This is a genomic window from Aeromonas sobria, assembly GCF_000820145.1.
Lineage (GTDB): Bacteria > Pseudomonadota > Gammaproteobacteria > Enterobacterales > Aeromonadaceae > Aeromonas > Aeromonas sobria.
In genome coordinates this window covers 352,692-375,929 of sequence record NZ_CDBW01000016.1, presented here as the reverse complement: position 1 = coordinate 375,929, position 23,238 = coordinate 352,692, and the positions used below count along the sequence as shown (strand labels likewise).

The window sequence follows — 23,238 nt, the reverse complement described above, 5'->3', positions numbered from 1 at the left end:
ACCTATTTCAGGACTAGACAGCGCTTTTTGTTAACTACACACTTTGTCATCTCTGCCCTAAACATTCTCCTCAATGGGTAGTGAGGATCCGTTGCAGCAAGTGGTTAAAGCCCGAGGGATCTTCCGCGGGCCAGGCGTGGTGACCATTGGGGGTGTGGATGGTGGCGTTGGGCAGGGCGGCAAACTGCTCCACCCGTTTGGCGAGCGGCAGGTAGTCATGACTGGTGGAGATGATGGCCACCGGCTGCCAGATGGAGCCGAGCCGGGCGCGTACCGACCAGCCGGGGAGCGCCTCCAGCAGCGCCTTGTAAACCTTCTTTTTGTTGCGCACGAAACGCAGCCGGAAGGTGTGGCGCACCTGTGCCAGATCCGGGCCTGGGAAGAGCTCGCGCCCCAACCACCAGGCGAGCGGGCGCATGCCAAACCAGCGCAGCCACTTGAGACGCTGGGCATAACGCTCCTGCTCTTTCGGCGTCTCCAGCAGAAACTCGCTAAAGCCGTTGACCAGCACCAGCCCCCGCACCTTGTGGGGCAGTTGCAGCGCCAGCTCCAGCGCCACCATGGCCCCCAGCGATAATCCCACTACCCAGGCGGGCTCAGGTTGCTCATCGAGCCAGTTCGCCACATCAGCCGCCAGGGTTGATACGTCGAACGGCCCCTCCTGCATGCTCTGACCATGGCCGCGCAGATCCAGCGCCACCACCCGGTAGTGTTCGGAAAACCGTTCGATCTGCGCCTGCCAGTCGAGGCTGGAGGAGCCCAGCCCGTGCAGCAGCAACAGCAAGGGGCCCTCCCCCGCGCTGCGCAGGGCAAGACCGTTGAATTTCATCACCTGATTGCGGCGCATCAGTGTATTGCCTCTCGACTCATCACCTGAACCATCTCTTGTTGTTATGTTGCCCGTGGCTATCCCGCCACGTTATCAGCGCGGCGCCCAATCAGCCTTCGCTGACCAGACTTACCGCCTTGATATAAGCGTAGATCTGCTGCTCCGGCGCCAGTGCCAGGCGCCTGGCAGAGCGGCTGGTGATCCGGGCCAGCAGTATCTGCTCACCCAGCGCCAACTGCAACAGGGTCTGGCCGGGGCGCACCTCGCGCACCGCCAGCAGACGGGTGACGAGACAGTTGGAGAGACTGGAGTGCTCGATGGGTGCTGTGGCAATCACCACATCTCGCCCTGCCACCTTGATCTGCAAGGGGCCGCTCTCGTCCGGCACATGGGTCATGGTGACCCGCAGCCGCTGCTCGCCAAGCTGCAGGGTCGCCATCTGCTCGTCGTCATCGTAGTGGGACAGGGCAGCATCCAGCATCACCCCGGCATCGTCACGGCTGGCGAGCGAGAGATCGGTACGGGCGAAGATCTCGCTCGGCCTGCCTTGCGCCTCGACCCGGCCACTTTCCAGCAGCACCAGCTGATCGCAGAGCAGGCTCACCTCCTCCATGGCGTGGCTGACGAAGATCATCGGGATGTCGCTCTCCTGCTGCAAGCCCTTGAGCACATGGGCCTGATGAATGCGGCTGCGCCGATCCAGCGCCGAAAATGGCTCATCGAGCAGCAGCAGATCGGGCTCGGCCAGCAGCGCCCGCCCCAATGCCACCCGCTGGCGTTGGCCACCCGACAGGGCATGGGCAGGCTGCCCCAACAGATCGGCAAAGCCAAGCCGCGCCGCCAGCACTTCGGGCTGCCAGCGCCCTCGCCCCTTGCGAGCCGCCAGTTGCAGATTGCCGAGCACCGTCAGATGAGGGAAGAGCCGCGAATCCTGAAACACCAGTCCGATCCGGCGCGCTTCGGGCAGCCGCGCGGCGCACTCCCGCCCGCGCCACAGCAAGCGATCCCCGCTTTGGCGATCGAGCCCGGCGATGATGCGCAGCAGGGTGCTCTTGCCGCAGCCGGAGGGGCCAAACAGACCGAGGATCCCACCCAGCTCGAGGGTCAGTGCGCAATCGAGGATAAAGGGGCCAAACACGCGCCGGGCACTGAGGTTCAGGGCATGGCAGTGTAGGGCGTTGCCTGGCAAAATCGTGGCTGGCTGGTTCATCCGAACACTCTCCGCTGTCTGCGCTGCAGCACGCCGTAGACCAGCACCAGCATCACCAGCGAGAAGGCCATCAAGCCGCCCGCCAGAATATGGGCGTTCTGGTAATCCATCGCCTCCACATGATCAAACAGGGCGATGGAGAGCACCTGGGTCTCGCCGGGGATATTGCCGCCAATCATCAGCACCACACCAAACTCCCCCAGGGTGTGGGCAAAGCCGAGGGCCGCCGCCATCACGAAGCTGGGCAGGGTCATCGGCAAAATGATGTGGAAGAAGCGCTCCAGCGGGCCGAGTCCCAGGGTAGCGGCGGCCTCCAGCTCCTTGTTGCCCATGTTGACGAAGGCGGAGGTGAGCGGCTGCACCACAAACGGCAGCGAATAGAGGATGGAGGCGAACAGCAGACCGAGAAAACTGAAGGCGAGCGGGGCGCCAAAGGTGTTGCGCCACCAGGCGCCGAAGCCATATTCGGGGGAGAAGGCGAGCAGCAGATAAAACCCCAGCACGGTGGGGGGCAGCACCAGCGGCAGCGCCACCAGCGCCTCCACCAGCGGCCGTAGCCGGTTCTGGCTGCGCGACAGCCACCATGCCAGCGGCGGCGCCAGCAACAGTAAAATCGCGGTGGTACAGGCCGCCAGCTTCAGGGTGAGCCAGACCGCCAGCAGATCCCCGTCACTCATCGGACTCACTCCCAACACTAGGTTCAGCACCAGACATGGCAAACGAGCCGCACTCCCGGTAGAGCTGCTCCCGAGTCAGGCCGGTCATCGCCAGCAGATCGCTACTCATCGTCCGGCTCCCGGTTGAATGCGGCCAACGGCATGCTCTCTATCCTCATTGCAAAGAGTGGCCGACCCGAAGGCCGACCACTCAGGGTATCGCGTCAGCCCCAAGCCCTTATTGGGGCAGGGCATAGCCCGCGGCCTTGATCTGCCCTTGACCCGGCCCTTTGAGCCAGGCGACCAGCGCCTCCACCGCAGCCCCTTTCTTCAATACCAGCCCCTGCTGTTCGATGGGGGGATAGAAGTCAGCCGGTACGGCCCAGGCTTCACCGGTCTTGTCCGCTTCCACCAGATTGGCCCAGGCGACAAAGCCCAGTTCGGCATTGCCGGTGTCGACAAATTGCCAGGTCTGGCCGATGTTGGCGCCGGTCAGCAACCGGTACTGCTTGGGATCGATTTTGAGATGGGTGAGGGTCGCCATGGCGGCAGCACCATAGGGAGCTGTGCGGGCATTGGCGATGGCGAGGTTGCCCTTCCAATTGCGCAGGGTCGCCTCGTCAGGGGCTGGCCCCCCCTTCTTCCACAGCCCCAGCTGGCCGATGGCGTAGGTGAAGCGATCGCTCCCCTTGCCCTCTTTTTCCAGCTTCTCGGGGGTCGCCGCATCGGCGGAGAGGAACAGATCGAACGGTGCGCCGTGACTGATCTGGGTGTAGAGCACCCCGGTGGCGGCAGACGAGATGGCCAGGGTGTGGCCGGTCTTGGCGGTGAACTCCTTACCGATACGCTCGATGGTTCCCTTGAAGTTGGCCGCCACGGCCACTTTCACTTCATCAGCCTGCACGACACCGGTATGCAAGGTGGCGGCGCAGACACCGGCGATGACAACAGATAACAACGGTTTCATTCCCTTTCTCCTGATGGGGCCCGCACATCCGCGCCCCTTGGCGGGGCCGTGGTTCCCGTTGAACCTGCACCCCTCGTGATGAACAGGTCAGGCTTGCCAGCGGGCAGCGGCGGCGTTGTCGCTCTCCTTGGCCTCGACCCAGCGTTGCACACCCTCGGCGGTCAGCTCTTTTTTCCAGAACGGCGCCCGGGTTTTCAAGAAATCCATGATGAAGTGACAGGCGTCAAAGGCGGCGTCGCGGTGGGCACTGCTCACCGCCACCAGCACGATCTGATCGCCAAGCCACAACTCGCCGATGCGATGAATAAGGGTACACTCCTGCAGCGGCCAGCGGCGACGGGCCTCTTGCACGATATCGGCCAGCGCCTTCTCGGTCATGCCGGGGTAGTGCTCGAGGGCCAACCCCTTCACCTCCTCCCCCTGATTGAAGTCGCGAACCTTGCCAACGAAGGTGACGATGGCGCCACTGTCGGGGCGGGTGGCGAGGCGGGCATATTCGTCGGCCAGCGAGAAGTCTTCCCGCTGCACCACAATGCGATCTGTGATGGTTGCCTCGCTCATCATCAGCCTCCGGTCGTTACTGGAGGGAAAGGGAAGAAGGCCACTTCATCGCCACCGCACAGCTCAGTAGTACGATCCACGGTCATTATCTCGCTCATTCTCAGCCTCCGGTCACCGGCGGGAAGAAGGCCACTTCATCGCCATCATTGATAGGGGTATCGAGGGGCACCAGCGTCTGGTTGACCGCCACCAGCAGTTTGCCAGCCTCGAGGGCCAGTGCCCACTTGTCGCCGCGCTCACTTAAGTCGCAGCGCAGTTGTTCGGCAGTGGCATAGTCGCATGGCAGGCTCAGCTCGTCACACGCTACCAGCTCACGCACTTGCGCAAAAAACAGTACCTTGATCATGCTTGCTCCCCGCTAGTTGACCCCAACTGAAAATGGCCGGATTTGCCGCCCTTCTTCTCTACCAGTCGCACCTGCTCGATCACCATGTCTTTTTGCACCGCCTTGCACATGTCGTAGATGGTCAGCGCCGCCACCGACGCCGCCGTCAGCGCCTCCATCTCCACCCCGGTCTTGCCGGAGAGCTTGCAGAGGGTGCGGATATGCACCTTGTGCTGTTCGGGCAGCGGCACTATCTCTACCTCTACCTTGGTCAGGGCTAGCGGATGGCAGAGGGGGATGAGATCGGAGGTCTTCTTGGCGGCCATGATACCGGCGATGCGGGCAGTGGCGAACACATCACCCTTGTGATGCTGGCCGCTCAGGATCAGCGCCAGGGTCTCGGGGGCCATGGCGACAAACGCCTCGGCACGAGCTTCACGCTCGGTCACCTGCTTGTCGGTCACATCCACCATATGGGCTTCGCCGCTTTGATTGATATGGGTCAGGTTGGGCTGGGTCTGCTTGGGATCGGTCTGGTTCATCGTTTGCTCTCAAAGGTGGGAGACAAAGTTGCACGGCTTGGTACGGGCATCGAGCTGATCGCGAATAAGCTGCTCCCAGCCCAACCGGCACGCACCGGGGGAGCCCGGCAAGCAGCAGATCAGGGTGCGATTGGCAAGACCTGCCAAGGCACGACTCTGCATGGCTGAACCCTTGATCTCGGCAAAGGAGAGCTGGCGGAACTGTTCGCCAAAACCTTGCACAGTACGCTCGAACAGCACGCCGACCGCCTCAGGCACCCAATTTTGCTCATTAAAGCCGGTGCCACCGTTAATCAGGATCGCCTGCACTTCGCTGTCGGCGATCCAGTCACTGACCAGCGCCCGAATTCGAAACAGGTTATCAGCACACAGCGCCCGACCTGCGAGCTGGTGTCCTGTTGCAGTGAGGGCTGATACCAAATAGTCGCCCGAGCTGTCATCGGCAGTAGTGCGGCTGTCGGAAACCGTCAATACGGCGATCTTGAGGGGAATAAATTCGTTGTTGTTCTGTCCCATCGGGCAGCTCCTTATGGCTATGGGCCGTCAACGAGGCAAAATGAGGAGGGGGAGCAAACAGTCATAGAGAGCAACAAGAACCCGCGTCTCCATCCCGTTAGCCCACGTGCCCAGACGTTTGACGGCGGGCTGATTCTACCAAAGGTTTCACGGGATATGGGATTTAAAAGATACACAAATCTGATGTTTGTCTCAGATATCAGTAAAACGCAGGCTGGGCGAACCCAGCCTGTGATGAGGGAGGATCAGAATCCCTTCACCCCTGTCATGTCAGGCAGCTGGTGCGCAATCCCCTTGTGACAGTCGATGCAGGTGCCCTGTCCCTCCTTGCCAAGATTGGCGGAGTGCATCTGGGCAGCCCGTTTACCTTGTAAAGAGAAATCCATGTACTCGAAGTTGTGGCAGTTGCGGCACTCGCGCGAGTCGGTCTCTTTCATCCGCTGCCACTCCCGTTCGGCCATCGCCCGACGATGGGTTTCGAACTTCTCGGGGGTATCCACCTTACCGGTGATCATGCCCCACAGCTCCTTGGAAGCCTGCACCTTACGGATGATCTTGTAGGTCCACTCGTGCGGCACGTGGCAATCAGGACAACTGGCCCGCACACCGGAGCGGTTGGCGTAGTGAATAGTGTCGCGGTACTCCTCGAACACGTTGTCCTTCATCTCGTGACAGCTGGTACAAAACTTCTCGGTGTTGGAGGCTTCCATGGCGGTATTGAAGCCGCCCCAAAAGATCACTCCACCAAAAAAACCCATCATCAACAGCACCCAGAGGGCCGCTTTTGACGGTGACTTGAAGGTGGTCCACAGACGCTGGATAAAGCCGGGTAATTTCATTGATGGACTCCTTAGTTCAGTGCTTCAACCGGCTTGAAAGTATTTTCCACCAGCGGCTTGGCATCCGCTTGCGGCACATGGCACTGCAAGCAGAAGTAGCGACGGGGGGAAACCTCACCCAGGGTTGTACCATCACGGGTCTCGAAGTGAGTCGGGCTGATCTTGGGGGCCTTCATGGCGCTGGCATTCTTGAAGCTGTGGCAGGCCAGGCACTTGTTGACCTTGTTATCCACCTCGTAGTTACGAATATCGTGGGGGATTAGCGGTGGCTGATGAATGTACTGGCGATCATACATATCACCGTCTTTGCGAAAATTCTTCAGTGGTGCGGCATCCGCCTCGATCACCAAATCGGTGGCCCCCCGCTCGGATTTGATCCCTCCGGTACTATTGGTGATCTCGGAGGTGGCGGCCATCAAGGAACCCACCATCAGGCAGGCCAGCATTGCTCCAATCAGCTTTTTCATTATTTATTCTCCAACGTTTTTTCTGCCTTGACGGCAAAACCTACAGTGATTTCAAAAATTTGTTCCGCGCAGACATCGATGCAGCGGCCACAGTTGGTACACTCCTGAGCCGCAATCAAGGGCCCGTGACCGCGCTTGGCACCGTGAACCGGCCCGCGCAGGATGGGGCGCTCCGGGCAGACCGCATAACAATCCATGCAGTTGCTGCACCGCTCGCGCCCCTTGGCAGAAATCTTGATAAATCCGACCCGGTTGACCAGGGCGTAGAAAGCCCCCACCGGACAGAGATGACCGCACCAGCCCCGCTCAAGCACGAACAGATCGAACAGGAACAGCGCCGCCAGCAGGGCCCAGCCCGCCCCCATGCCAAACAGCAAACCGCGCATGGCAAGCGACACCGGATTGACCAGCTCCCACGCCATCACCCCGACCACCGCAGGCACCACCAGCACCATGGCCAGCAGCCAATAGCGGGTCGCGCGGCTGAACTGGCCGTTGCCCTTGAGGCCAAGTCGCCCCCTGAGCCAGGCCGCCGCATCTGTGATGAGGTTGACCGGGCAGACCCAGGAGCAGAACACCCGCCCCCCGACCAGCCAGTAACCGGCCAGCACGATGGCGGCCCCCAGCCAGAGGGTGGTGATGGGCCAATGGCCCGCCGCCAGCGACTGCAGCAGAGTGAGGGGATCGGTCAGTGGCACCGTCTCCAGCAACAGCGAGCTGGAAAGGTTGCCCTTGAGGATCCAGATGCCCGCCAGCTGCCCCAGCAAAAACAGCCCGAGCACGCTCAACTGACTCAGCCTACGCAACAGCAGGAAGCGGTGAGCACGCCACCACCCCAGCTTGATGCGAGCCTCCTCTCCCGGATAACGACTCATAACCCCTCCGGTTTGCGGGTGGGCAGAGTGAGCCGCTCACCGATCAGCGACTTGCCTGCCTTGGCCTTCTCTTCCCAGCCGAGCCGGTAGTGATGGCCCAGCTCACCCTTGGCGAGCTGACGGGGCACCACCTTGATCGCGGACTCCTCCAGCACGCAGGCGTGCTCGCACTTGCCACAGCCGGTGCAGGCATCGCTGTGTACCGTGGGCAGGAACATGGCGTGTTTGCCGGTGCGCTGGTTATGCTGCAAATCGAGGGTGATCGCCTTGTCAATCAGCGGGCAGACCCGATAACAGACATCGCAGCGCAAGCCCAGATAGTTGAGGCAGGTCTCGTGATCGATGAGCACTGCCACCCCCATCCGCGCCTGATCGATATCGGTCATCTGCTGATCCAGCGCCCCGCTCGGGCAGGCCACCACGCAAGGCATGTCATCACACATCTCGCAGGGCACGGCACGCGCCTTGAAGTAAGGGGTGCCGGTGGTCACAGGGTCAAACAGCCGAGCGAGCTTGAGGGTGTCGTAGGGGCACGCCTCGACGCAGAGCCCACAGCGCACGCAGGCGCTGAGAAACTCCGTTTCATCGAGGGCAGAAGGGGGGCGCAGCGCCTGGGCAGGCACCGCGTGTGCCTGCTGGCGGGCCACGCCACCGAGCCCCACGCCAAGCAGGCCCACACCGCAGGCCCCTTTTGCCATGTCGGCCAAAAACTGGCGACGACTACGACTCATCTCGCGCTCCCCCGCCTCAGGCCTTCATCACCTTGACGGCGCACTTCTTGTAATCGGTCTCTTTGGAGAGCGGATCGGTGGCGTCCAGGGTCAGCTTGTTGACCAGCTGGCTGGCGTCAAAGAAGGGCATGAACACCAATCCCTTAGGGGGTTTATTACGGCCACGGGTCTCGACCCGGGTCTTCACCTCACCACGGCGGGAGGAGACGATCACCTCTTCCCCACGACGCACGCCGCGGGCCTTGGCATCGTCCGGGTGCATGAACAGCACCGCATCCGGGAAGGCGCGATAGAGCTCGGGGACTCGACGGGTCATGGTGCCGGTGTGCCAGTGTTCCAGCACGCGACCGGTGGAGAGCCACAGATCGTACTCCTGGTCTGGCGACTCGGCGGCAGGCTCAAACGGCAGTGCGAAGATCACCGCCTTGCCATCAGGCTTGCCATAGAAGCGCACCCCCTCGCCTGCTTTGACATACGGGTCGAACCCTTCGCGGTAGCGCCACAGGGTCTCTTTGCCATCCACCACCGGCCAGCGCAGACCGCGCGCTTCGTGGTACTGATCGAACGGCGCCAGATCGTGACCGTGGCCGCGACCGAAGGTGGCGTACTCCTCGAACAGCCCTTTCTGGACGTAGAACCCGAAGTGCTCGGCTTCGTCGTTCAGCATCCCCTTGCTCTGCTCTTTCGGGAACTGGTTGACCTGACCGTTGGCATAGAGCACATCAAACAGGGTTTTGCCCTTCACTTCCGGCATCTTGGCGATGAGCTCGTTGGGCCATACCTCTTCCACCTTGAAGCGCTTGGAGAACTCCATCAGCTGCCACAAGTCGGACTTGGCCCCTTCCGGCGCTTTCACCTGCTGGTGCCAGAACTGGGTGCGGCGCTCGGCGTTGCCGTAGGCTCCCTCTTTCTCCACCCACATGGCAGTGGGCAGGATCAGATCAGCCGCCTGGGCGGTGACAGTCGGGTACGGGTCGGAAACCACGATGAAGTTGCGCGGATCACGATAGCCTGGCAGGCGATCGGTATTCATGTTGGGACCGGCCTGCATGTTGTTGTTGCACATCACCCAGTAGGCGTTGAGCTTGCCATCTTTGAGCATGCGGTCTTGCAGCACAGCGTGGAAACCCACCTTGTCGGGAATGGTCCCTTCTGGCAGTTTCCAGATCTGCTCGGCAATGGCACGGTGCTTGGGCTCGGTCACCACCATGTCGGCAGGCAGACGGTGGGCAAAGGTACCCACTTCCCGCGCGGTGCCGCAGGCAGAGGGCTGACCGGTCAGGGAGAAAGGACCATTACCCGGCTCGGAGATCTTGCCGGTGAGCAGGTGAATGTTGTAGCAGAGGTTGTTGGCCCAGACGCCACGGGTATGCTGGTTGAAACCCATGGTCCAGTAAGAGACCACTTTCTTGCTCGGGTCGGCATAGATCTGGGCCAGCTTTTCCAGCTTTTCTTTGGAGACGCCGGAGAGCTTGGCGACCGACTCCACATCGTAATCCGCCACGAACTTGGCAAACTCGTCGAAGGTCATCGGTGTGGCATCACCGCTGTCCGGGTTCTTCGCTTTCTGCTGCAGCGGATCGGTCGGGCGCAGGCCGTAACCGATGTCGGTGACCCCCTTCTTGAACACTGTGTGCTTGTTGACGAAGTCCCAGTTCACCTTGTCGTTCTGGATGATGTAGTTGGCGACATAGTTGAGGATCGCCAGATCGGTCTGCGGGGTGAACACCATGCCGTTGTCCGCCAGCTCGAAGCTGCGGTGTTCGAAGGTCGAGAGCACGTGCACCTGCACATCCGGATTGGAGAGACGGCGATCAGACATCCGCGACCAGAGGATGGGGTGCATCTCGGCCATGTTGGAGCCCCACAGTACGAAGGCATCGGCCTGCTCGATATCGTCGTAGCAGCCCATCGGCTCATCCATGCCGAAGGTACGCATGAAGCCAACTACCGCAGAGGCCATGCAGTGACGGGCGTTGGGGTCGAGGTTGTTGGAGCGGAAACCGGCCTTCATCAGCTTGGCGGCGGCATAACCTTCCCAGACGGTCCACTGGCCGGAGCCGAACATGCCGACCGCAGTCGGGCCTTTCTCTTTCAACGTCGCCTTGAACTTCTCGGCCATGATGTCGAACGCCTGATCCCAGCTGATGGGGGCGAAGTCGCCATCCTTGTCGAACTGGCCGTTCTTCATCCGCAGCATCGGCTGGGTCAGACGATCCTGACCGTACATGATCTTGGAAAGAAAGTAGCCTTTGATGCAGTTGAGGCCACGGTTGACCGGCGCATCCGGATCACCCTGAGTCGCCACGACCCGACCATTCTGCGAACCCACCAGCACGGAGCAGCCGGTACCGCAGAAGCGGCAGGGAGCTTTATCCCAATGGATGGCAGTCTTGTCGGTACTGGTGATGAGATTGGCCGCCAGCGTGGGGGCACTGACACCGGCCACGGCAGCGGCAGCTGCCACCGCGTTGGCCTTCATAAAGTCGCGTCGACTCAGCTTCATGGCATATCCTCGCATTGCTTATCGCGTAATAGTTGTCGAATCTGTCGAACGGGAGCCAGCCAACAGCGGCAGAGGGCACGCCCGGCATCCCATCACTCTTTTCAGTGACCGCCGAGTTCATCGAACTGGTGGTAAATCAGGGCGGCAGAGAGCACGCCCGGCATCGCCTGTATCGCATCAATGGCCGCCATAATCGGCCGCTGGCTCGGACCTTCCAGGGTCACCACCAACTTGCCCTCGTCACTGACGGCGTGGATCTCGGCCCCTTCCAGGGCGCCAATCTGCTCGGCGAGCTGATGGCGCAAGGGGGGCTGGGTCAGCACTACCAGACTCGATACATGGAACTCCTGATCCATTGTGGCTTCTGTGTCACACGGCTTCTGACTCAATTTATGACTCCTGCTTGAGGGTGGGCTGGCTGGCACCACCGGATGGGGCTGCTCGCCCGTCGACCTTGATGCTGCCAACCGGACAATCCTGCACGCAGGCGCCGCAGCCGTTACAGCGATCCAACTCGACCGTTGGGGTGGGCACACGCCCCAGCACCGGAATAAAACGAATGGCATTGGGCTCGCAGCTGTCCTGACAGCGCTGGCAGAACACCTGACCATTGGCCAGACAGTTGGCCTCGATATGGGCCTTGTAGTGCCAGGGAGATTCGGTGGTCGGACGAAACAGCGGCGCCTTGCAGACCGTGACGCACTCGGTGCAGAAGGTGCACTCGCCACGCTGAAAATCGACCACCGGAAAACCGCCCTCGCCAATCACCAGGATCTGCTCCGGGCAGGCAGCAAGACAGTCCCCGCAGCGGGTGCAGTCGGCGACAAATGCCGACCAGTTGACTGACCAGGGCAACTGCACCGGCGGTTCGGCGTTTCTCAGCCGCCCCCGAAACAGGCCGCGGCGGGCAAGATCGATCTCATCCGGCATGTTGACTCCTGTTCTGGTGAGGAAGGGTGCAGTGCGAGTCCATGATTGGCATTTTCGATACCAATTATAAGAGTGGGTGTATATTGCGATCCTGACAAGGTCAGGGATATACCACCAGGGAGATAAACAGGGGGGATTCTTGCGCCAGATCAAAGCCTTGCAGCGCAATAAAAATGGAGGTATCGGTTAAAATACCTCCATGTGAGGATTGCTATTTAATCGTTGGGGATTTTTTGCCGTTATCCGCCGATAGAGGCGAGATGAGGAGTGATGCCGGCATTGCCCTCATGGAGGCGATGAGTGGCACTCTTGCCTGCCAGTGCCGCGCGAATGCGCTGTTGCAGCTCATCCGACTGCTGATCTGCGGTTAGCAGATCCCGCAGGTCGACACCGTTGTCGCCAAACAGGCAGAGGTGCAGCTTCCCCAGCGAGGAGACCCGCAGCCGGTTGCAACCGGCACAGAAATCCTTGCTGTAGGGCATGATGAGCCCCACACCACCCTGCGAATCGGGATGCATAAAGACCTGCGCCGGGCCGTCATCCTTGCCTCTCAACTGCTGCACCCAGCCACTCTCCAGCAAGCGCAGCTTGATCTGCTCGCCGCTGACATGGTGGTCGCGAAACAGGGTATCCATCTCGCCGGTCTGCATCAGCTCGATAAAGCGCAGCTCGATGGGCTTGTGCTTGATCCAGCCCAGAAAGGCATCGAGCTGGTAGTCGTTGAGCCCCTTGAGCAGCACCGCATTGATCTTCACCGATTTGAAACCGGCGGCCAGTGCCGCTTCGATCCCCTCCATCACCTCCGCCAGCTTGTTCTCACCGGTGATCTGGTGAAACTGGCGCGGGTCGAGACTGTCGACACTGACATTGAGGGCGTTGAGTCCGGCATCAAACCACTCTTGGGCCCGCTCCTTGAGGCGATAGCCGTTGGTGGTCATGGCGACCTTCTCGATGCCCGGAGTGGTGGCGATCACCTTGACGATCTCGGTGAAATCACGGCGCAGGGAGGGTTCTCCCCCCGTGATGCGCACCTTACGAGTGCCCATGGCGGCAAAACCACCCACCACGCGACGGATCTCGTCAACCGAGAGAAAAGATTTACGCCCCTCTTTGTGGCCTTCCGGGGGGCGATAGCCGTCGGGCAGGCAGTAGGTGCAACGGAAATTGCACACATCGGTCACTGACAGACGCAAATAGTAAAAACGACGGGAAAAACCATCTTCAAGTGGCAACATAAACACCTTTCCAAATACGGGAGGCCAGGGCATTTCTTTCCTGACCCTTACAGCTCGACCATTAGGTTCAACAATCGGCTGACGGCTGGTTTTCCCCTATCGCAAGGACGTAGGCAAAACAGCTCGGAGTTCATCTAGTTTTTCGATGCTAACACAAGTTGAAGTACACTCCCACGCATCTTGCGGAGTCATTATTACTGTCCAGAGGTGTTCATCAGCATGGGAAAACGGTTCAGAGTCCATTCGGTCAGCGGCGCCATCGGCCGTGCCATGGTGTTGATCCTCTTCATGGCCAGCCTGATCGCGCTGGTCGCGATGGTGACGCTTTTTTACTCGGTCCCCGATGCCAAGGCGATCAACCTCTCCGGCTCACTGCGGATGCAAGCCTACCGGATGGCCTACGAGATCGAGCGAGGTGACAGCGTGTTGGGGCGGCTCGCCCAGTTTGAAGAGACCCTGCACGCCGAAGAGCTGCAGGAGACCCAGCGCTGGATCACGCCCGCCTCGTTGCGCCGCACCTATGGTGAAGTGCTCGGCCAGTGGGCGGTGATGCGCCAGCATATCGAAGAACGCACCCCAAGACGGTACACAGATAACACCGAGCGGTTTGTGGCGGCCATCGACAATTTCGTCAATCAGATGCAATACCACGTGGAATTCAAGGTACGGATGCTGGCCCTGGCGGAGGGACTAGGGCTGCTATCCATCATCACCATCGCCTGGTTTACGGTGCGCTTTACCCGCCAACAGGTGGTTGCCCCCCTCAATCAGCTGGTCTACTGCGCCCGCCAGATCCAGCGCCAGGACTTCGATCTCCAGCTGCCCGCCCACGGTGAAAATGAGCTGGGGGAGCTATCACGGGCTTTCGTCACCATGGCCGACGAGCTGGGCAAGCTCTATCGGGAGCTGGAGAACAAGGTGGAAGAGAAAACCGCCAAGCTGCAGCAGGCCAACGATACTCTCTCGTTTCTCTACTCGACCGCCCAGAAGCTGCACGCGGCCCCGCTCAGCACCCGCACCCTGATCAAGTTGCTGGATCGCGCCGCCGCCCACCAGCACATCGACCATATCCGGCTGACCCGCTTCGAACACAACGCCATGCCGGTCTACATCTCGGGGCGCACCGGTTGGCCCGGCGATCTCGATGCGGTCGCCAGCTTCTATTTGCAGATGGATGAGCAGGAGTTTGGCCGGCTCGACATCATCAGCCAGCACCCCATCGACGAACGGTTGATCAAAAACTTCACCATGCTGCTGGCTCAGGTGCTGCACAAGGATCAGACTCTGCTGCAACAGCAGCGGCTGCTGCTGATGGAGGAGCGAGCAGTGATCGCCCGGGAGCTGCACGACTCGCTGGCGCAAGCCCTCTCTTATCTCAAGATCCAGTCCACCCTGCTCAAGCGCTCCTACGCCAAGGGGCAGCAGGAGAAAGCACAAGAGGCGATGCAGCAGATAGACGAAGGGCTCAGCAATGCCTATACCCAGCTGCGCGAACTACTCGGCACCTTCCGTCTCACCATTGGGGATGCCAATCTGGGGGAAGCAATCCGGGTGATGCTCGATCAGCTGCAACCCCAGACCCAGGCAAAAATAAGGTGCCATTACGAACTGGCCGATAGCGATTTGGAAGCGGGCCAGCACATCCATATCCTGCAACTGATCCGCGAGGCCGTCCTCAACGCCATCAAACATGCCAACGCGCAAGTGATTGATGTTAGCTGTGAGACCCTCGCCAGTGGTAACATCAACGTTCAGATTTCAGATGACGGTGTCGGGATCGGACTCGCCAGCTCGGCGATCAACCATTACGGTTTGAGCATCATGAACGAGCGCGCCAGCAAACTGCATGGTCTGCTGACCATCAGCGAGCTACAGCCACAAGGCACCTGCGTGCATCTGACCTTCCCCACCAGTCTAGCGAGAGACGCCTGATGGACGAGATGAAATACACTGTTCTGGTCGTAGATGACCATCCCCTCATGCGCAAAGGGATTGTGCAGTTGCTGGCTCTGGAAGAGAACATGGAGGTGACCGGTGAAGCCTCCAACGGCACAGATGCCGTGGCGCTGGCCAAGGAGTCCGAGCCGGATCTGATCCTGCTCGACCTCAACATGAAGGGACTATCCGGCCTCGATACCCTCAAGGCGCTGCGAGCCGAAGAGATCACCTCCCGGGTGGTGATCCTCACCGTCTCCGATGCCCGTCAGGATGTGGTGGCCCTGCTCAAGGCCGGTGCCGATGGCTATCTGCTCAAGGATACCGAGCCTGATCTGTTGCTGGCCCAGCTGGCAGACGTGATGACCGGCAAGCAGATCCTGAGCGAACCGCTGCGACCCTATCTCGAAAATATCTACGAGCTGGATCACCTGCAGCAGAAGCTGGAAAGCTTAACGCGTCGCGAAATGCAAATCCTGCGCGAAATTGCAAAAGGCCTGTCCAACAAACAGGTTGCCTCGGTACTCCATATCTCCGAGGGAACGGTCAAGGTTCACGTGAAGAGCCTGCTGAAGAAACTCGAGGCGCAAAGCCGCGTGGAAGCGGCTGTCATGTATCTGGAACAGCGTAACTAAGAGCTCTCTTCCTCCCGAAAAGCCACCCTCCGGTGGCTTTTTTCATTCTCTGGCACAGTCGCTGCATTGTCATATTCAGCAACTACTCAATGGAGGATGGAACATGAAACTACAACCTTTGGCACTGTTCCCCTTGCCTTCCCACATACTGCCGGGCGGCAAGCTTCCACTGCGTCTGTTCGAGCCACGCCACCTGCAGATGCTCAAAGAGTCATTCATCAACGATCAAGGCTTTGGCATCGTGATGGAAGAGTCGACCACCTCGGGACAATCCGGCCGCATTCTGCCGGTGGGCACCCGGGTCAAGGTGACCGATTTTTACACCCTCAATGATGGCCTGCTGGGGGTGACTGTGCTGGGACTGGAGCGCTTCTGCATCCACGAGATGGAAACAGATGAGATGGGCCTGCGCCGCGCCAAAGTGGAGCTGCTGCCCAACTGGCCGAGCACCCACTCCGATTTCAACGACAAACTGCTGGTCAACCGCCTGCGGGAAGTGTTTGAACAGTATCCGGAGCTTGATGAGCTCTATCCGGACAAGCGCTTTGAAGATGCCGCCTGGCTCTGCCAGCGCTGGCTAGAGATATTGCCGATGCCGATTTATGAAAAGCAGATGCTGATTGCCAAACAGAACAGCGAAGCGGCCCGTAAATTCCTGCATCGCCTGATTTCGCAATAACAAAACGGCGTTGCAAAATGCAATTATTCCAAAAATGAAAATCACAAATTCGCATTTTGCAACAAGGTAGGAACATAACAAGAGAGAGCCGCTGCGCTACACGGCCAATATGAACACAAAAGAGTCTCTAAAAAGTTGGCATGGATTTTTCATATAAACTAATACAACCCGATTTATCCCGTGCTCTCTTCAGTATTTGCTGAAGAACTGGTCAACCCACAAAGTTGACCATTTTTTTTATCCGCGAATTGGCAAGCGCTGGCCAAAGTGACGCTGCAAGCACTCTCGCAACCGCGATAACGTAATGGGTTTGGCAAGAAAATCATCCATCCCCTGCGCCAGGCAACACGCCTTGTCTTCGGCCATCGCATTGGCCGTCAGGGCGACGATAGGCATAGTGCATCCCAGCTCCCGCAACCGGCGGGTGGCTTCCAGCCCATCCATCAAAGGCATCCGCATATCCATCAGGATCAGATCCGGCAGCTGTTCATCCACCTGCGCCAGCGCTTCCAGACCATTGGCAGCCAAACGCACCTTGCTCACCAGTTTTTGCAGCATCAGCGACACCACCAGCTGGTTAACCGGGCTATCCTCCACCACCAGCACATCCAGCGGCATCAGCGCAGCCTGGCTCTCCTCTTGCCTTGGCCGACAATCACAAGGCAGTGCCATGCCTGATAATTCGAACCAGAAACAGCTCCCCTTGCCAGGCTCACTCTCTAACAAAATCATCCCCCCCATCAGCTCAACCAATCGCTTGCTAATGGCAAGGCCAAGGCCGGTGCCGGAGAAACGGCGGCTGGCCGAATTATCGACTTGAGAAAAGGGCTCAAACAGCCGAGCTTGATCCGCCTGTGCTATGCCAATCCCGGTATCGGACACCGAAACCCGCAACTTGCCGTCCTGCCAGCCCAGGTGCAAGCTCACCTGCCCCTGATCGGTAAATTTGATGGCGTTATCCAGCAGATTGCCCATCACCTGCGACAAACGCATGGGGTCACCCTGCAGGGCTAAAGGGACCGCCTCATCAATGTGGTAAACCAGCGAAATGCCTTTAACGCTGGCGCGGCCCTGCAGTGGCTCGACCAGGGATTGGCATAGCTGGATTGGCTGCAGGGTCTCGCAGTGAAACGCCAGGGTTTGCGACTCGATTTTCGAAAAGTCGAGCACGTCGTCGATGATGGTTTGCAGCAATCTGGCCGAATGGGTGGCATGGCGCAGCAGGCTCTGCTGCTCAGGTGCCAGCTCGGCATGCTGCACCAGATCGAGCATCCCCAACACCGCATTCATGGGGGAGCGGATCTCGTGGGTCATCATGGCCAGAAACTGGGACTTGGCACGGTTGGCGGCTTCGGCCTCATCCCGTGCCCGCGCCAACTCCTCTTCCCGGCGGATCTGGGTGCTGATATCACGGGCGGTACCGCGATACCCGGTAAACAAGCCATGGTGGTCAAAACAGGGCTCGGCGCTCACCTCCATCCAGCAGGGGCCATCAAGCAGCGCCACCTGCATCCGCACCCCTCGCACCGACAGGCGCTGTTCCAGCAGCCGCAGGTATTTCTGCGCCTCGCTGCTCTGCTTGTTGCAAACGTAGTCATAGAGAGTCGGCCGGGTCGCCAGCGGGGTCAGATCATCGATATAACCGGGCTCGGAGGCATAACTGAGGCGATGTTCGGCATCGGTCTCCCAAAACCAGTCAGAAGCCATGGCGGCGAAACTGCGAAAACGGCGCTCACTGGTCTGCAGCGCGTCGGTTTTCACCGCGACTTGATCCTGCAAACGAGCCCGGTAGGTGATGTTGACCAGCGCCTGAGCGATAAGCGGACGGCAGCGCTCAATAGCAGCCTTGCTGTTGAGATCAAAAGTACCCGCCCGTGAGTGACGGCAGATAAGAGTCGCGGTAAAGCCTGGCGCCTGCAGCCCGGTCAGCATCACGCTGGCCCAGCCCGGCTCGCTCGCCAGCGGTGCCAGCTCGGGTAACTGGGAGGGGTCATAAATCACCAGGGTTTCACCCGCGATGGCACGAGTAAATGCCGGGGTCATACGCCAGCTACGGGCAAATATCATTGGCTCGGTACTGAGGTGGGTGATCCCGAGCTCACCTTCCCAAGCCACTACATCCGCATGTTCAAAGCCAATAAAGGGTTTGAGCACCTGGATCAAGCTCTCCAGCACCTCTTCAAGAGTTTTGGCATCAGCGAGAGTTGCCACCCCGCCCAGCAAGGTCTGGGATTCTTGCCGATATTTGGCCTCCCGCTCGCGACAGCGCACGAGATCGACCAAGGTGGTCTGCAATTTATCGCCAAGGGCTTCCAGTTCACTGTTGCCAATCATCTTGTTGCCTGCTCTGTTATGTTTTGCCGACTCAAGGGGTCAGGAAAATCACGCTCGATACCATCAGATTGCCGTGGGCCAGCTCGCCATTGGGCAGCCGCCCCTGCTCGCCGAAGGTAAAGGGGGTAATAAACGGGATCTTGCCGAGGCGAGCCTGGCTCTGTTCGACAAATTGGCACAACATATCACCTAGCGCCAAACGGCAACCAGCACAAAAGATGATGAGGGCGCCGATGGGCTGCAATTCCACATCGACCCCATAGCCAGGCTCGACGCGCATGGCATTGAGGCTGCGCTGCAGCAAACCCTCCTGACTGCTGTACATCAGCAGCAGACGCTCCCCTTGCACCACATCGGTAAAGAGCCGCAGCCCACCCTGTTCGGTCACCGCTTCGGGATGGGACAGCTTGTAGTAGGGAATGCCATCCAGTGCTCCCACCTGACGGGCCAGCGGGGTGAGCGTGGTCTCCCGCAAGATTGCCCCCACCGGCCAGGGCTGCTCGCGCCCGCACCAGCGGGCATAGACCTCAGCAGCAGGCTGGTGATCGATGGTGAGCACCTCCCGTCCGTCGCAGGCGGTGATTTCGCCGCTAAACTCGGCTGGCACATAACCTGAGTGAAACTGAAAGGCCAGCTGGCAATCGGGATAGAGCACCGCCAGACCGATGCCATCCTGACTCACAGCGTCATCCCAGCAGAGCTGCCAGTCACCACTGACACTGTTGTCTGCCGCCGAGCCGCCCACCACAGGTACCGATGCACCAAGTTCAGCCTCGATACCGGCCAGCAGCCCCTCCTCCTTGCCGGGACTGGCGTGAAACAGGATCAGCTGGGGCAACTCGCCCGGTCGACCGCAGTCACTCATGGCACGGCGCAGCAACTGACGAACATCCACCTCGTCACCGCTGGCACCGGCCACCCCGAAGGCCCCTTTGTCGTCATACAGGGCCGCCACCGCCAGTCCATATCCGTCTCTGGCGTGGTGCCCCATCTCGGTCATGACGCCGCCGCAGGAGCTGCACCCCAGCAGACGGGTGGTCGGGAACTGGCGTTTGAGCGCTTCGCGCAGTATCGCCCCGTCATGGGCTTGGGTAAAATAGAGTAACAGCAGGGAGGGGGCCTGATTGACATGGTGGCGCAGCTGCGCGCAGATATCTTGGGCCGCCAGCGATGAATTCTGGGCGAGGGAGTGAACGGTCAGAAATTTCAACACCATCTCCTTGTTTTATCGAATGGCGGTCTCAAGCAAAAATCATACCTTTATCAAACAATTATCTCGCTTCACTTGCTAACATAGCTGTCAACTGAGCCCAATTACAGGACGCCCATATGTGGCAAAAAAACATCAATGACTTCGATCGGGTCGTTGCCATCGGTGGTGGCCACGGCATGGGTCGAGTGCTTTCATCCCTCTCGTTCCTCGGTCAACGACTCACCGGCATCGTCACCACCACCGATGATGGTGGTTCGACCGGACGCCTGCGCAAGAGTCAGGAGTGCATCGCCTGGGGCGATCTGCGCAACTGCCTGAACCAGCTGGTCACTGATCCCAGCATCGGCAGCCTGTTGTTCGAGTACCGCTTCGCTGGCAAAGGCGAGCTGGCGGGCCACAACCTTGGCAACCTGATGCTGCTGGCGCTCGATAATCTCTGTGTCCGTCCTCTTGATGCTATCAAGCTGATCAGTGACATGCTCAAAATAGAGTCACAATTGCTACCCATGTCTGAATTTCCTACCGATCTTTGCGCCCATATGGAGTGTGGCACCCAGATCCTAGGAGAGGTATCCATCGACCAACTGGCAACGCCGCCCCTCTCCCTCGGCCTGATGCCGGAGGTGCAAGCAACCCGGGAAGCGGTGCTGGCACTGCAGCAGGCAGACATGATCATTCTGGGGCCGGGCAGTTTTCTCACCTCCATCATGCCGCCACTGCTGCTGGCCGAGATCGCCCAGGCCATCAACGAGAGCAGCGCCATGCTGGTCTTCGTCTGCAATCTGGTGGCGGAAAACGGCCCGGCCAGCCAGCTGGATCTGACGAGTCAGTGTCGCTGGCTGGAGTCGAGGGTGGGTCATGGGCGGCTGGATGCCATCCTGGCTCCCCAGGGCACGGGTGATGCGGGGGCCTGGCAAGGGCGGTTGATCGAGGCGGAGCTGGGTGAACTTGAGCTGCCCCATCGGCACGATCGGTTGAAGCTGAAACTGGCGCTGGACAGGATCATCCAGCAGTTGCTTAACCAGCGTTAAGCAACTGCCACGGTGCCACGGCATCCCTGCATAGCGCCGCTACTGATAATCGGCAAGAAACGCGAGCACTTGGGGCAAGGAGACTTCCAGCAGTTGCAATTGGCGCTCGGCCTCGGCCACATCCGCCTGCTTGCTGGCCATCTCCAGTGCCATCACCTGCTGGTAGCTCGGCATAGCGCCGTAGCTGCCACAGGATGATTTCATGCTGTGGGCCACCCGGGCCAACGCATCCCATTCACCCTGCTCGTAAAGAGGCCTGAGCTGGCTTAGCTGTTCGCCCACCTCTTCGATAAACACAGCAATAACCACCGGCAACATCTCTTGGCCTATATCATCGGCCAACTGCTGCAACACCTTGCGATCCACCCACTCCATGTCAGGCTCCTCCAGAAAGGTATTCAAACAGACCATACTATAGAAAGTTTTCGAGCCCGTCACTCACTACCAGGTCACTCATCAGTGTCACACTCAGAACGCCAATTGGATGACGCGGGGGATCAAACAGCAATAAATGTGATCCGCCTCGAAAGAGTGACACTGGATGCCTTATGTAAACAACAAGTTAATTGCCAATAATTAACACGTGAGCAACAATCTTTGTCGTCAGCGTGCTGCTGCTCAGCAACACCTCTCATCCCTTTTGCCATTTATGGCTGCTGCGAAGAACCAGGGTAGGAATCTACCCTGGTATTTTTTTATCTCGAGCAGCCACTCTGACTGGTCGCGACCCGTTCACCCATGCGGAACAGATTAAACTCGCCGGGGGCCATTCTGACCCAGTTTTCATTACCGGTCAGCGGACGGGTGGTGATCAGGGTCACCACATCGTTGGGCGTGGTCTCGCTCTGGAAATCGATCACCACCTCCTCATCCAGCAGGCTCGCCTCGCCAAAGGGCGCACAGCGGGTCAACCAGTGCAGGTTGTTGGTGCAGTAGCTCATCACATACTCCCCGTCGGAGAGCAGCATGTTGAACACCCCGAATGCTCTCAGCTCATCACACAGGGTGGCGAGATAGCGAAACATGGCGGGAAAATTGGCAGGACGCTTGGGATATTTTTGCTCCAGCCGATCGAGCAGCCAGCAGAAGGCGTGCTCGCTGTCGGTATCCCCCACCGGCCGGTGGCGGCCGGTTGGCAGCTTCTTGTAGCCGGTCAACTGACCGTTGTGGGCGAAGGTCCAGTAACGGCCCCACAGCTCACGGGTAAAGGGGTGGGTATTTTCCAGCGACACGCAGCCACGGTTGGCTTGCCGAATGTGGCTGACTACGGCGCAGCTCTTGATAGGCAACGCCTGTACCAGTCTGGCAATGGGAGATTGGGCGCTGGGCTCGGGATCCTTGAAGGTGCGAAAGCCCTTCCCCTCGTAGAAGGTGATCCCCCAGCCATCCTTGTGGGGCCCTGTCTTGCCGCCGCGCAGCATCAACCCGGTAAAGCTGAAGCAGATATCGGTCGGCACATTGGCACTCATGCCGAGCAGTTCGCACATATCTGGCAGACTCCTTTCATTATTTGGCTGGTGTCATATCCGACCCCCAGCCGCGTTGACAGACAGCAGGGGAAGGTGCAATTCCTTCCCCTGTGACTGGCAGCAACCGGTGCTGCCCTTGTCTCAGCGCGATAACCTGATTACTTGGCCATCTCTTTTTCGACCAGCTGGATCAGGATGTGGATCACCTTGATGTGTACTTCCTGAATGCGGTCGGCATAACCGAAGTGCGGCACCCGGATCTCGACATCCGCCAGACCCGCCATCTTGCCGCCATCCTTACCGGTCAGGGCGATGACTTTCATGCCTTTGGCGTGGGCCGCCTCGATAGCCTTGAGGATATTACCGGAGTTGCCGCTGGTGGAGATACCGAGCAGCACGTCACCACGACGGCCTACCGCTTCCACGTAGCGTGAGAAGACATAGTCATAGCCAAAGTCGTTGGAGACACAGGAGAGGTGGCTGGGATCAGAGATAGCGATACCGGCATAACCCGGACGGTTTTCACGGTAACGACCGGTCAGCTCTTCGGCAAAGTGCATGGCATCACAGTGGGAACCACCGTTACCACAAGAGAGCACCTTGCCCTCTTCTTTGAAAGAGTCAGCCAGCAGTTTGGCGGCCGCTTCGATGTTTTTCAGGTTCTGCTCATCAGCCAGGAAGGCCTGCAGCACGCTGGCAGCTTCGGTCAATTCATTGCGGATCAGTTCTTGATACATGATGTCTCTTCCACTA

The 23,238-nt window shown here is 59.5% G+C and carries 25 protein-coding genes and 1 riboswitch; of the genes, 4 read left to right on the top strand and 21 right to left on the bottom strand.

From position 1 onward, the window contains the following. Positions 1–70: 70 nt before the first annotated feature. From BN1135_RS08645 to moaA, 16 genes are all read right to left on the bottom strand, one after another. Positions 71–847, bottom strand: a complete 777-nt coding sequence (locus BN1135_RS08645) for an alpha/beta fold hydrolase (RefSeq protein ID WP_042020357.1) — start codon at positions 845–847, stop codon at positions 71–73. Between the two features lie 91 nt (positions 848–938). Further along, positions 939–2,039 (bottom strand): molybdenum ABC transporter ATP-binding protein, encoded by a 1,101-nt coding sequence (gene modC, locus BN1135_RS08640; RefSeq protein ID WP_042020356.1) that lies wholly within the window; start codon positions 2,037–2,039, stop codon positions 939–941. Next, positions 2,036–2,716: a molybdate ABC transporter permease subunit gene (gene modB / locus BN1135_RS08635; protein WP_042020355.1), complete on the bottom strand. Its 681-nt coding sequence runs from the start codon at positions 2,714–2,716 to the stop codon at positions 2,036–2,038. Before modB ends, modC begins: the two co-directional genes overlap by 4 nt. A gap of 217 nt (positions 2,717–2,933) precedes the next feature. Next, complete coding sequence (modA, locus tag BN1135_RS08630) at positions 2,934–3,662, bottom strand: molybdate ABC transporter substrate-binding protein (RefSeq protein WP_042020354.1); 729 nt, start codon at positions 3,660–3,662, stop codon at positions 2,934–2,936. Positions 3,663–3,749: 87 nt separating this feature from the next. Next, entirely contained in the window at positions 3,750–4,223 is a 474-nt protein-coding gene (moaE, locus tag BN1135_RS08625) for a molybdopterin synthase catalytic subunit MoaE (protein WP_042020353.1), read from the bottom strand. Between the two features lie 100 nt (positions 4,224–4,323). After that, positions 4,324–4,569 carry a molybdopterin synthase sulfur carrier subunit gene (moaD, locus tag BN1135_RS08620; protein WP_042020352.1) on the bottom strand — a complete coding sequence of 82 codons (246 nt, stop codon included), beginning with the start codon at positions 4,567–4,569 and terminating at the stop codon, positions 4,324–4,326. Further along, positions 4,566–5,090 (bottom strand): cyclic pyranopterin monophosphate synthase MoaC, encoded by a 525-nt coding sequence (moaC, locus tag BN1135_RS08615; RefSeq protein WP_042020351.1) that lies wholly within the window; start codon positions 5,088–5,090, stop codon positions 4,566–4,568. Before moaC ends, moaD begins: the two co-directional genes overlap by 4 nt. A 9-nt stretch (positions 5,091–5,099) precedes the next feature. Continuing rightward, positions 5,100–5,606 (bottom strand): molybdenum cofactor biosynthesis protein B, encoded by a 507-nt coding sequence (gene moaB / locus BN1135_RS08610; protein ID WP_042020350.1) that lies wholly within the window; start codon positions 5,604–5,606, stop codon positions 5,100–5,102. A 245-nt stretch (positions 5,607–5,851) separates the two neighbouring features. Continuing rightward, complete coding sequence (locus BN1135_RS08605) at positions 5,852–6,445, bottom strand: NapC/NirT family cytochrome c (RefSeq protein WP_042020349.1); 594 nt, start codon at positions 6,443–6,445, stop codon at positions 5,852–5,854. Positions 6,446–6,456: 11 nt separating this feature from the next. Further along, positions 6,457–6,912, bottom strand: coding sequence for a nitrate reductase cytochrome c-type subunit (locus BN1135_RS08600; RefSeq protein WP_042020348.1), 456 nt, complete (start codon positions 6,910–6,912; stop codon positions 6,457–6,459). Beyond that, positions 6,912–7,787: a quinol dehydrogenase ferredoxin subunit NapH gene (gene napH, locus BN1135_RS08595; protein ID WP_042020347.1), complete on the bottom strand. Its 876-nt coding sequence runs from the start codon at positions 7,785–7,787 to the stop codon at positions 6,912–6,914. The genes BN1135_RS08600 and napH overlap by 1 nt, the downstream gene beginning before the upstream one ends. Then, positions 7,784–8,518: a ferredoxin-type protein NapG gene (gene napG, locus BN1135_RS08590; protein ID WP_042020346.1), complete on the bottom strand. Its 735-nt coding sequence runs from the start codon at positions 8,516–8,518 to the stop codon at positions 7,784–7,786. Before napG ends, napH begins: the two co-directional genes overlap by 4 nt. Before the next feature lie 16 nt (positions 8,519–8,534). After that, the gene (gene napA, locus BN1135_RS08585; protein ID WP_042020345.1) at positions 8,535–11,024 is read right to left on the bottom strand and encodes a nitrate reductase catalytic subunit NapA; all 2,490 of its coding nucleotides are present in this window, start codon (positions 11,022–11,024) and stop codon (positions 8,535–8,537) included. A gap of 101 nt (positions 11,025–11,125) precedes the next feature. Then, positions 11,126–11,380, bottom strand: a complete 255-nt coding sequence (locus BN1135_RS08580) for a chaperone NapD (protein ID WP_031227438.1) — start codon at positions 11,378–11,380, stop codon at positions 11,126–11,128. 34 nt (positions 11,381–11,414) lie between these two features. Beyond that, a complete protein-coding gene (napF, locus tag BN1135_RS08575; protein ID WP_042020344.1) occupies positions 11,415–11,954 on the bottom strand; it encodes a ferredoxin-type protein NapF in 540 nt (179 codons plus the stop codon). Between the two features lie 239 nt (positions 11,955–12,193). After that, the gene (gene moaA / locus BN1135_RS08570) at positions 12,194–13,189 is read right to left on the bottom strand and encodes a GTP 3',8-cyclase MoaA (protein WP_042020379.1); all 996 of its coding nucleotides are present in this window, start codon (positions 13,187–13,189) and stop codon (positions 12,194–12,196) included. Then, positions 13,177–13,330, bottom strand: a riboswitch (molybdenum cofactor riboswitch). Its footprint overlaps the gene before it by 13 nt. Before the next feature lie 78 nt (positions 13,331–13,408). Here moaA and narQ point away from each other — a divergent pair. The 3 genes from narQ to BN1135_RS08555 all read left to right on the top strand — a co-directional run bounded on the left by narQ (position 13,409) and on the right by BN1135_RS08555 (position 16,438). Beyond that, on the top strand, positions 13,409–15,121 hold the full coding sequence (gene narQ / locus BN1135_RS08565) for a nitrate/nitrite two-component system sensor histidine kinase NarQ (RefSeq protein ID WP_042020343.1): 1,713 nt from the start codon (positions 13,409–13,411) through the stop codon (positions 15,119–15,121). Further along, positions 15,121–15,759, top strand: coding sequence for a two-component system response regulator NarL (gene narL, locus BN1135_RS08560; protein WP_005334471.1), 639 nt, complete (start codon positions 15,121–15,123; stop codon positions 15,757–15,759). The genes narQ and narL overlap by 1 nt, the downstream gene beginning before the upstream one ends. Before the next feature lie 103 nt (positions 15,760–15,862). Then, positions 15,863–16,438, top strand: a complete 576-nt coding sequence (locus tag BN1135_RS08555; protein ID WP_042020342.1) for an LON peptidase substrate-binding domain-containing protein — start codon at positions 15,863–15,865, stop codon at positions 16,436–16,438. Between the two features lie 237 nt (positions 16,439–16,675). Here the strand turns inward: BN1135_RS08555 and BN1135_RS08550 are convergent, their stop codons facing one another. Both BN1135_RS08550 and BN1135_RS08545 read right to left on the bottom strand, forming a co-directional pair. Further along, a complete protein-coding gene (locus BN1135_RS08550) occupies positions 16,676–18,772 on the bottom strand; it encodes a hybrid sensor histidine kinase/response regulator (RefSeq protein ID WP_042020341.1) in 2,097 nt (698 codons plus the stop codon). A 31-nt stretch (positions 18,773–18,803) separates the two neighbouring features. Beyond that, entirely contained in the window at positions 18,804–19,988 is a 1,185-nt protein-coding gene (locus BN1135_RS08545) for an FIST signal transduction protein (RefSeq protein ID WP_042020340.1), read from the bottom strand. Positions 19,989–20,101: 113 nt separating this feature from the next. On the opposite strand from BN1135_RS08545, the gene BN1135_RS08540 reads away from it, so the two are divergent. Then, the gene (locus BN1135_RS08540; protein ID WP_042020339.1) at positions 20,102–21,016 is read left to right on the top strand and encodes a gluconeogenesis factor YvcK family protein; all 915 of its coding nucleotides are present in this window, start codon (positions 20,102–20,104) and stop codon (positions 21,014–21,016) included. A 39-nt stretch (positions 21,017–21,055) separates the two neighbouring features. Here BN1135_RS08540 and BN1135_RS08535 read toward each other — a convergent pair whose 3' ends face one another. The 3 genes from BN1135_RS08535 to lpcA all read right to left on the bottom strand — a co-directional run bounded on the left by BN1135_RS08535 (position 21,056) and on the right by lpcA (position 23,222). Next, positions 21,056–21,391, bottom strand: coding sequence for an Hpt domain-containing protein (locus BN1135_RS08535; RefSeq protein ID WP_042020338.1), 336 nt, complete (start codon positions 21,389–21,391; stop codon positions 21,056–21,058). Between the two features lie 320 nt (positions 21,392–21,711). Then, on the bottom strand, positions 21,712–22,503 hold the full coding sequence (locus BN1135_RS08530; RefSeq protein WP_042020337.1) for a class II glutamine amidotransferase: 792 nt from the start codon (positions 22,501–22,503) through the stop codon (positions 21,712–21,714). A 140-nt stretch (positions 22,504–22,643) separates the two neighbouring features. Next, positions 22,644–23,222, bottom strand: coding sequence for a D-sedoheptulose 7-phosphate isomerase (gene lpcA / locus BN1135_RS08525; protein ID WP_042020336.1), 579 nt, complete (start codon positions 23,220–23,222; stop codon positions 22,644–22,646). Between the last annotated feature and the right edge of the window lie 16 nt (positions 23,223–23,238).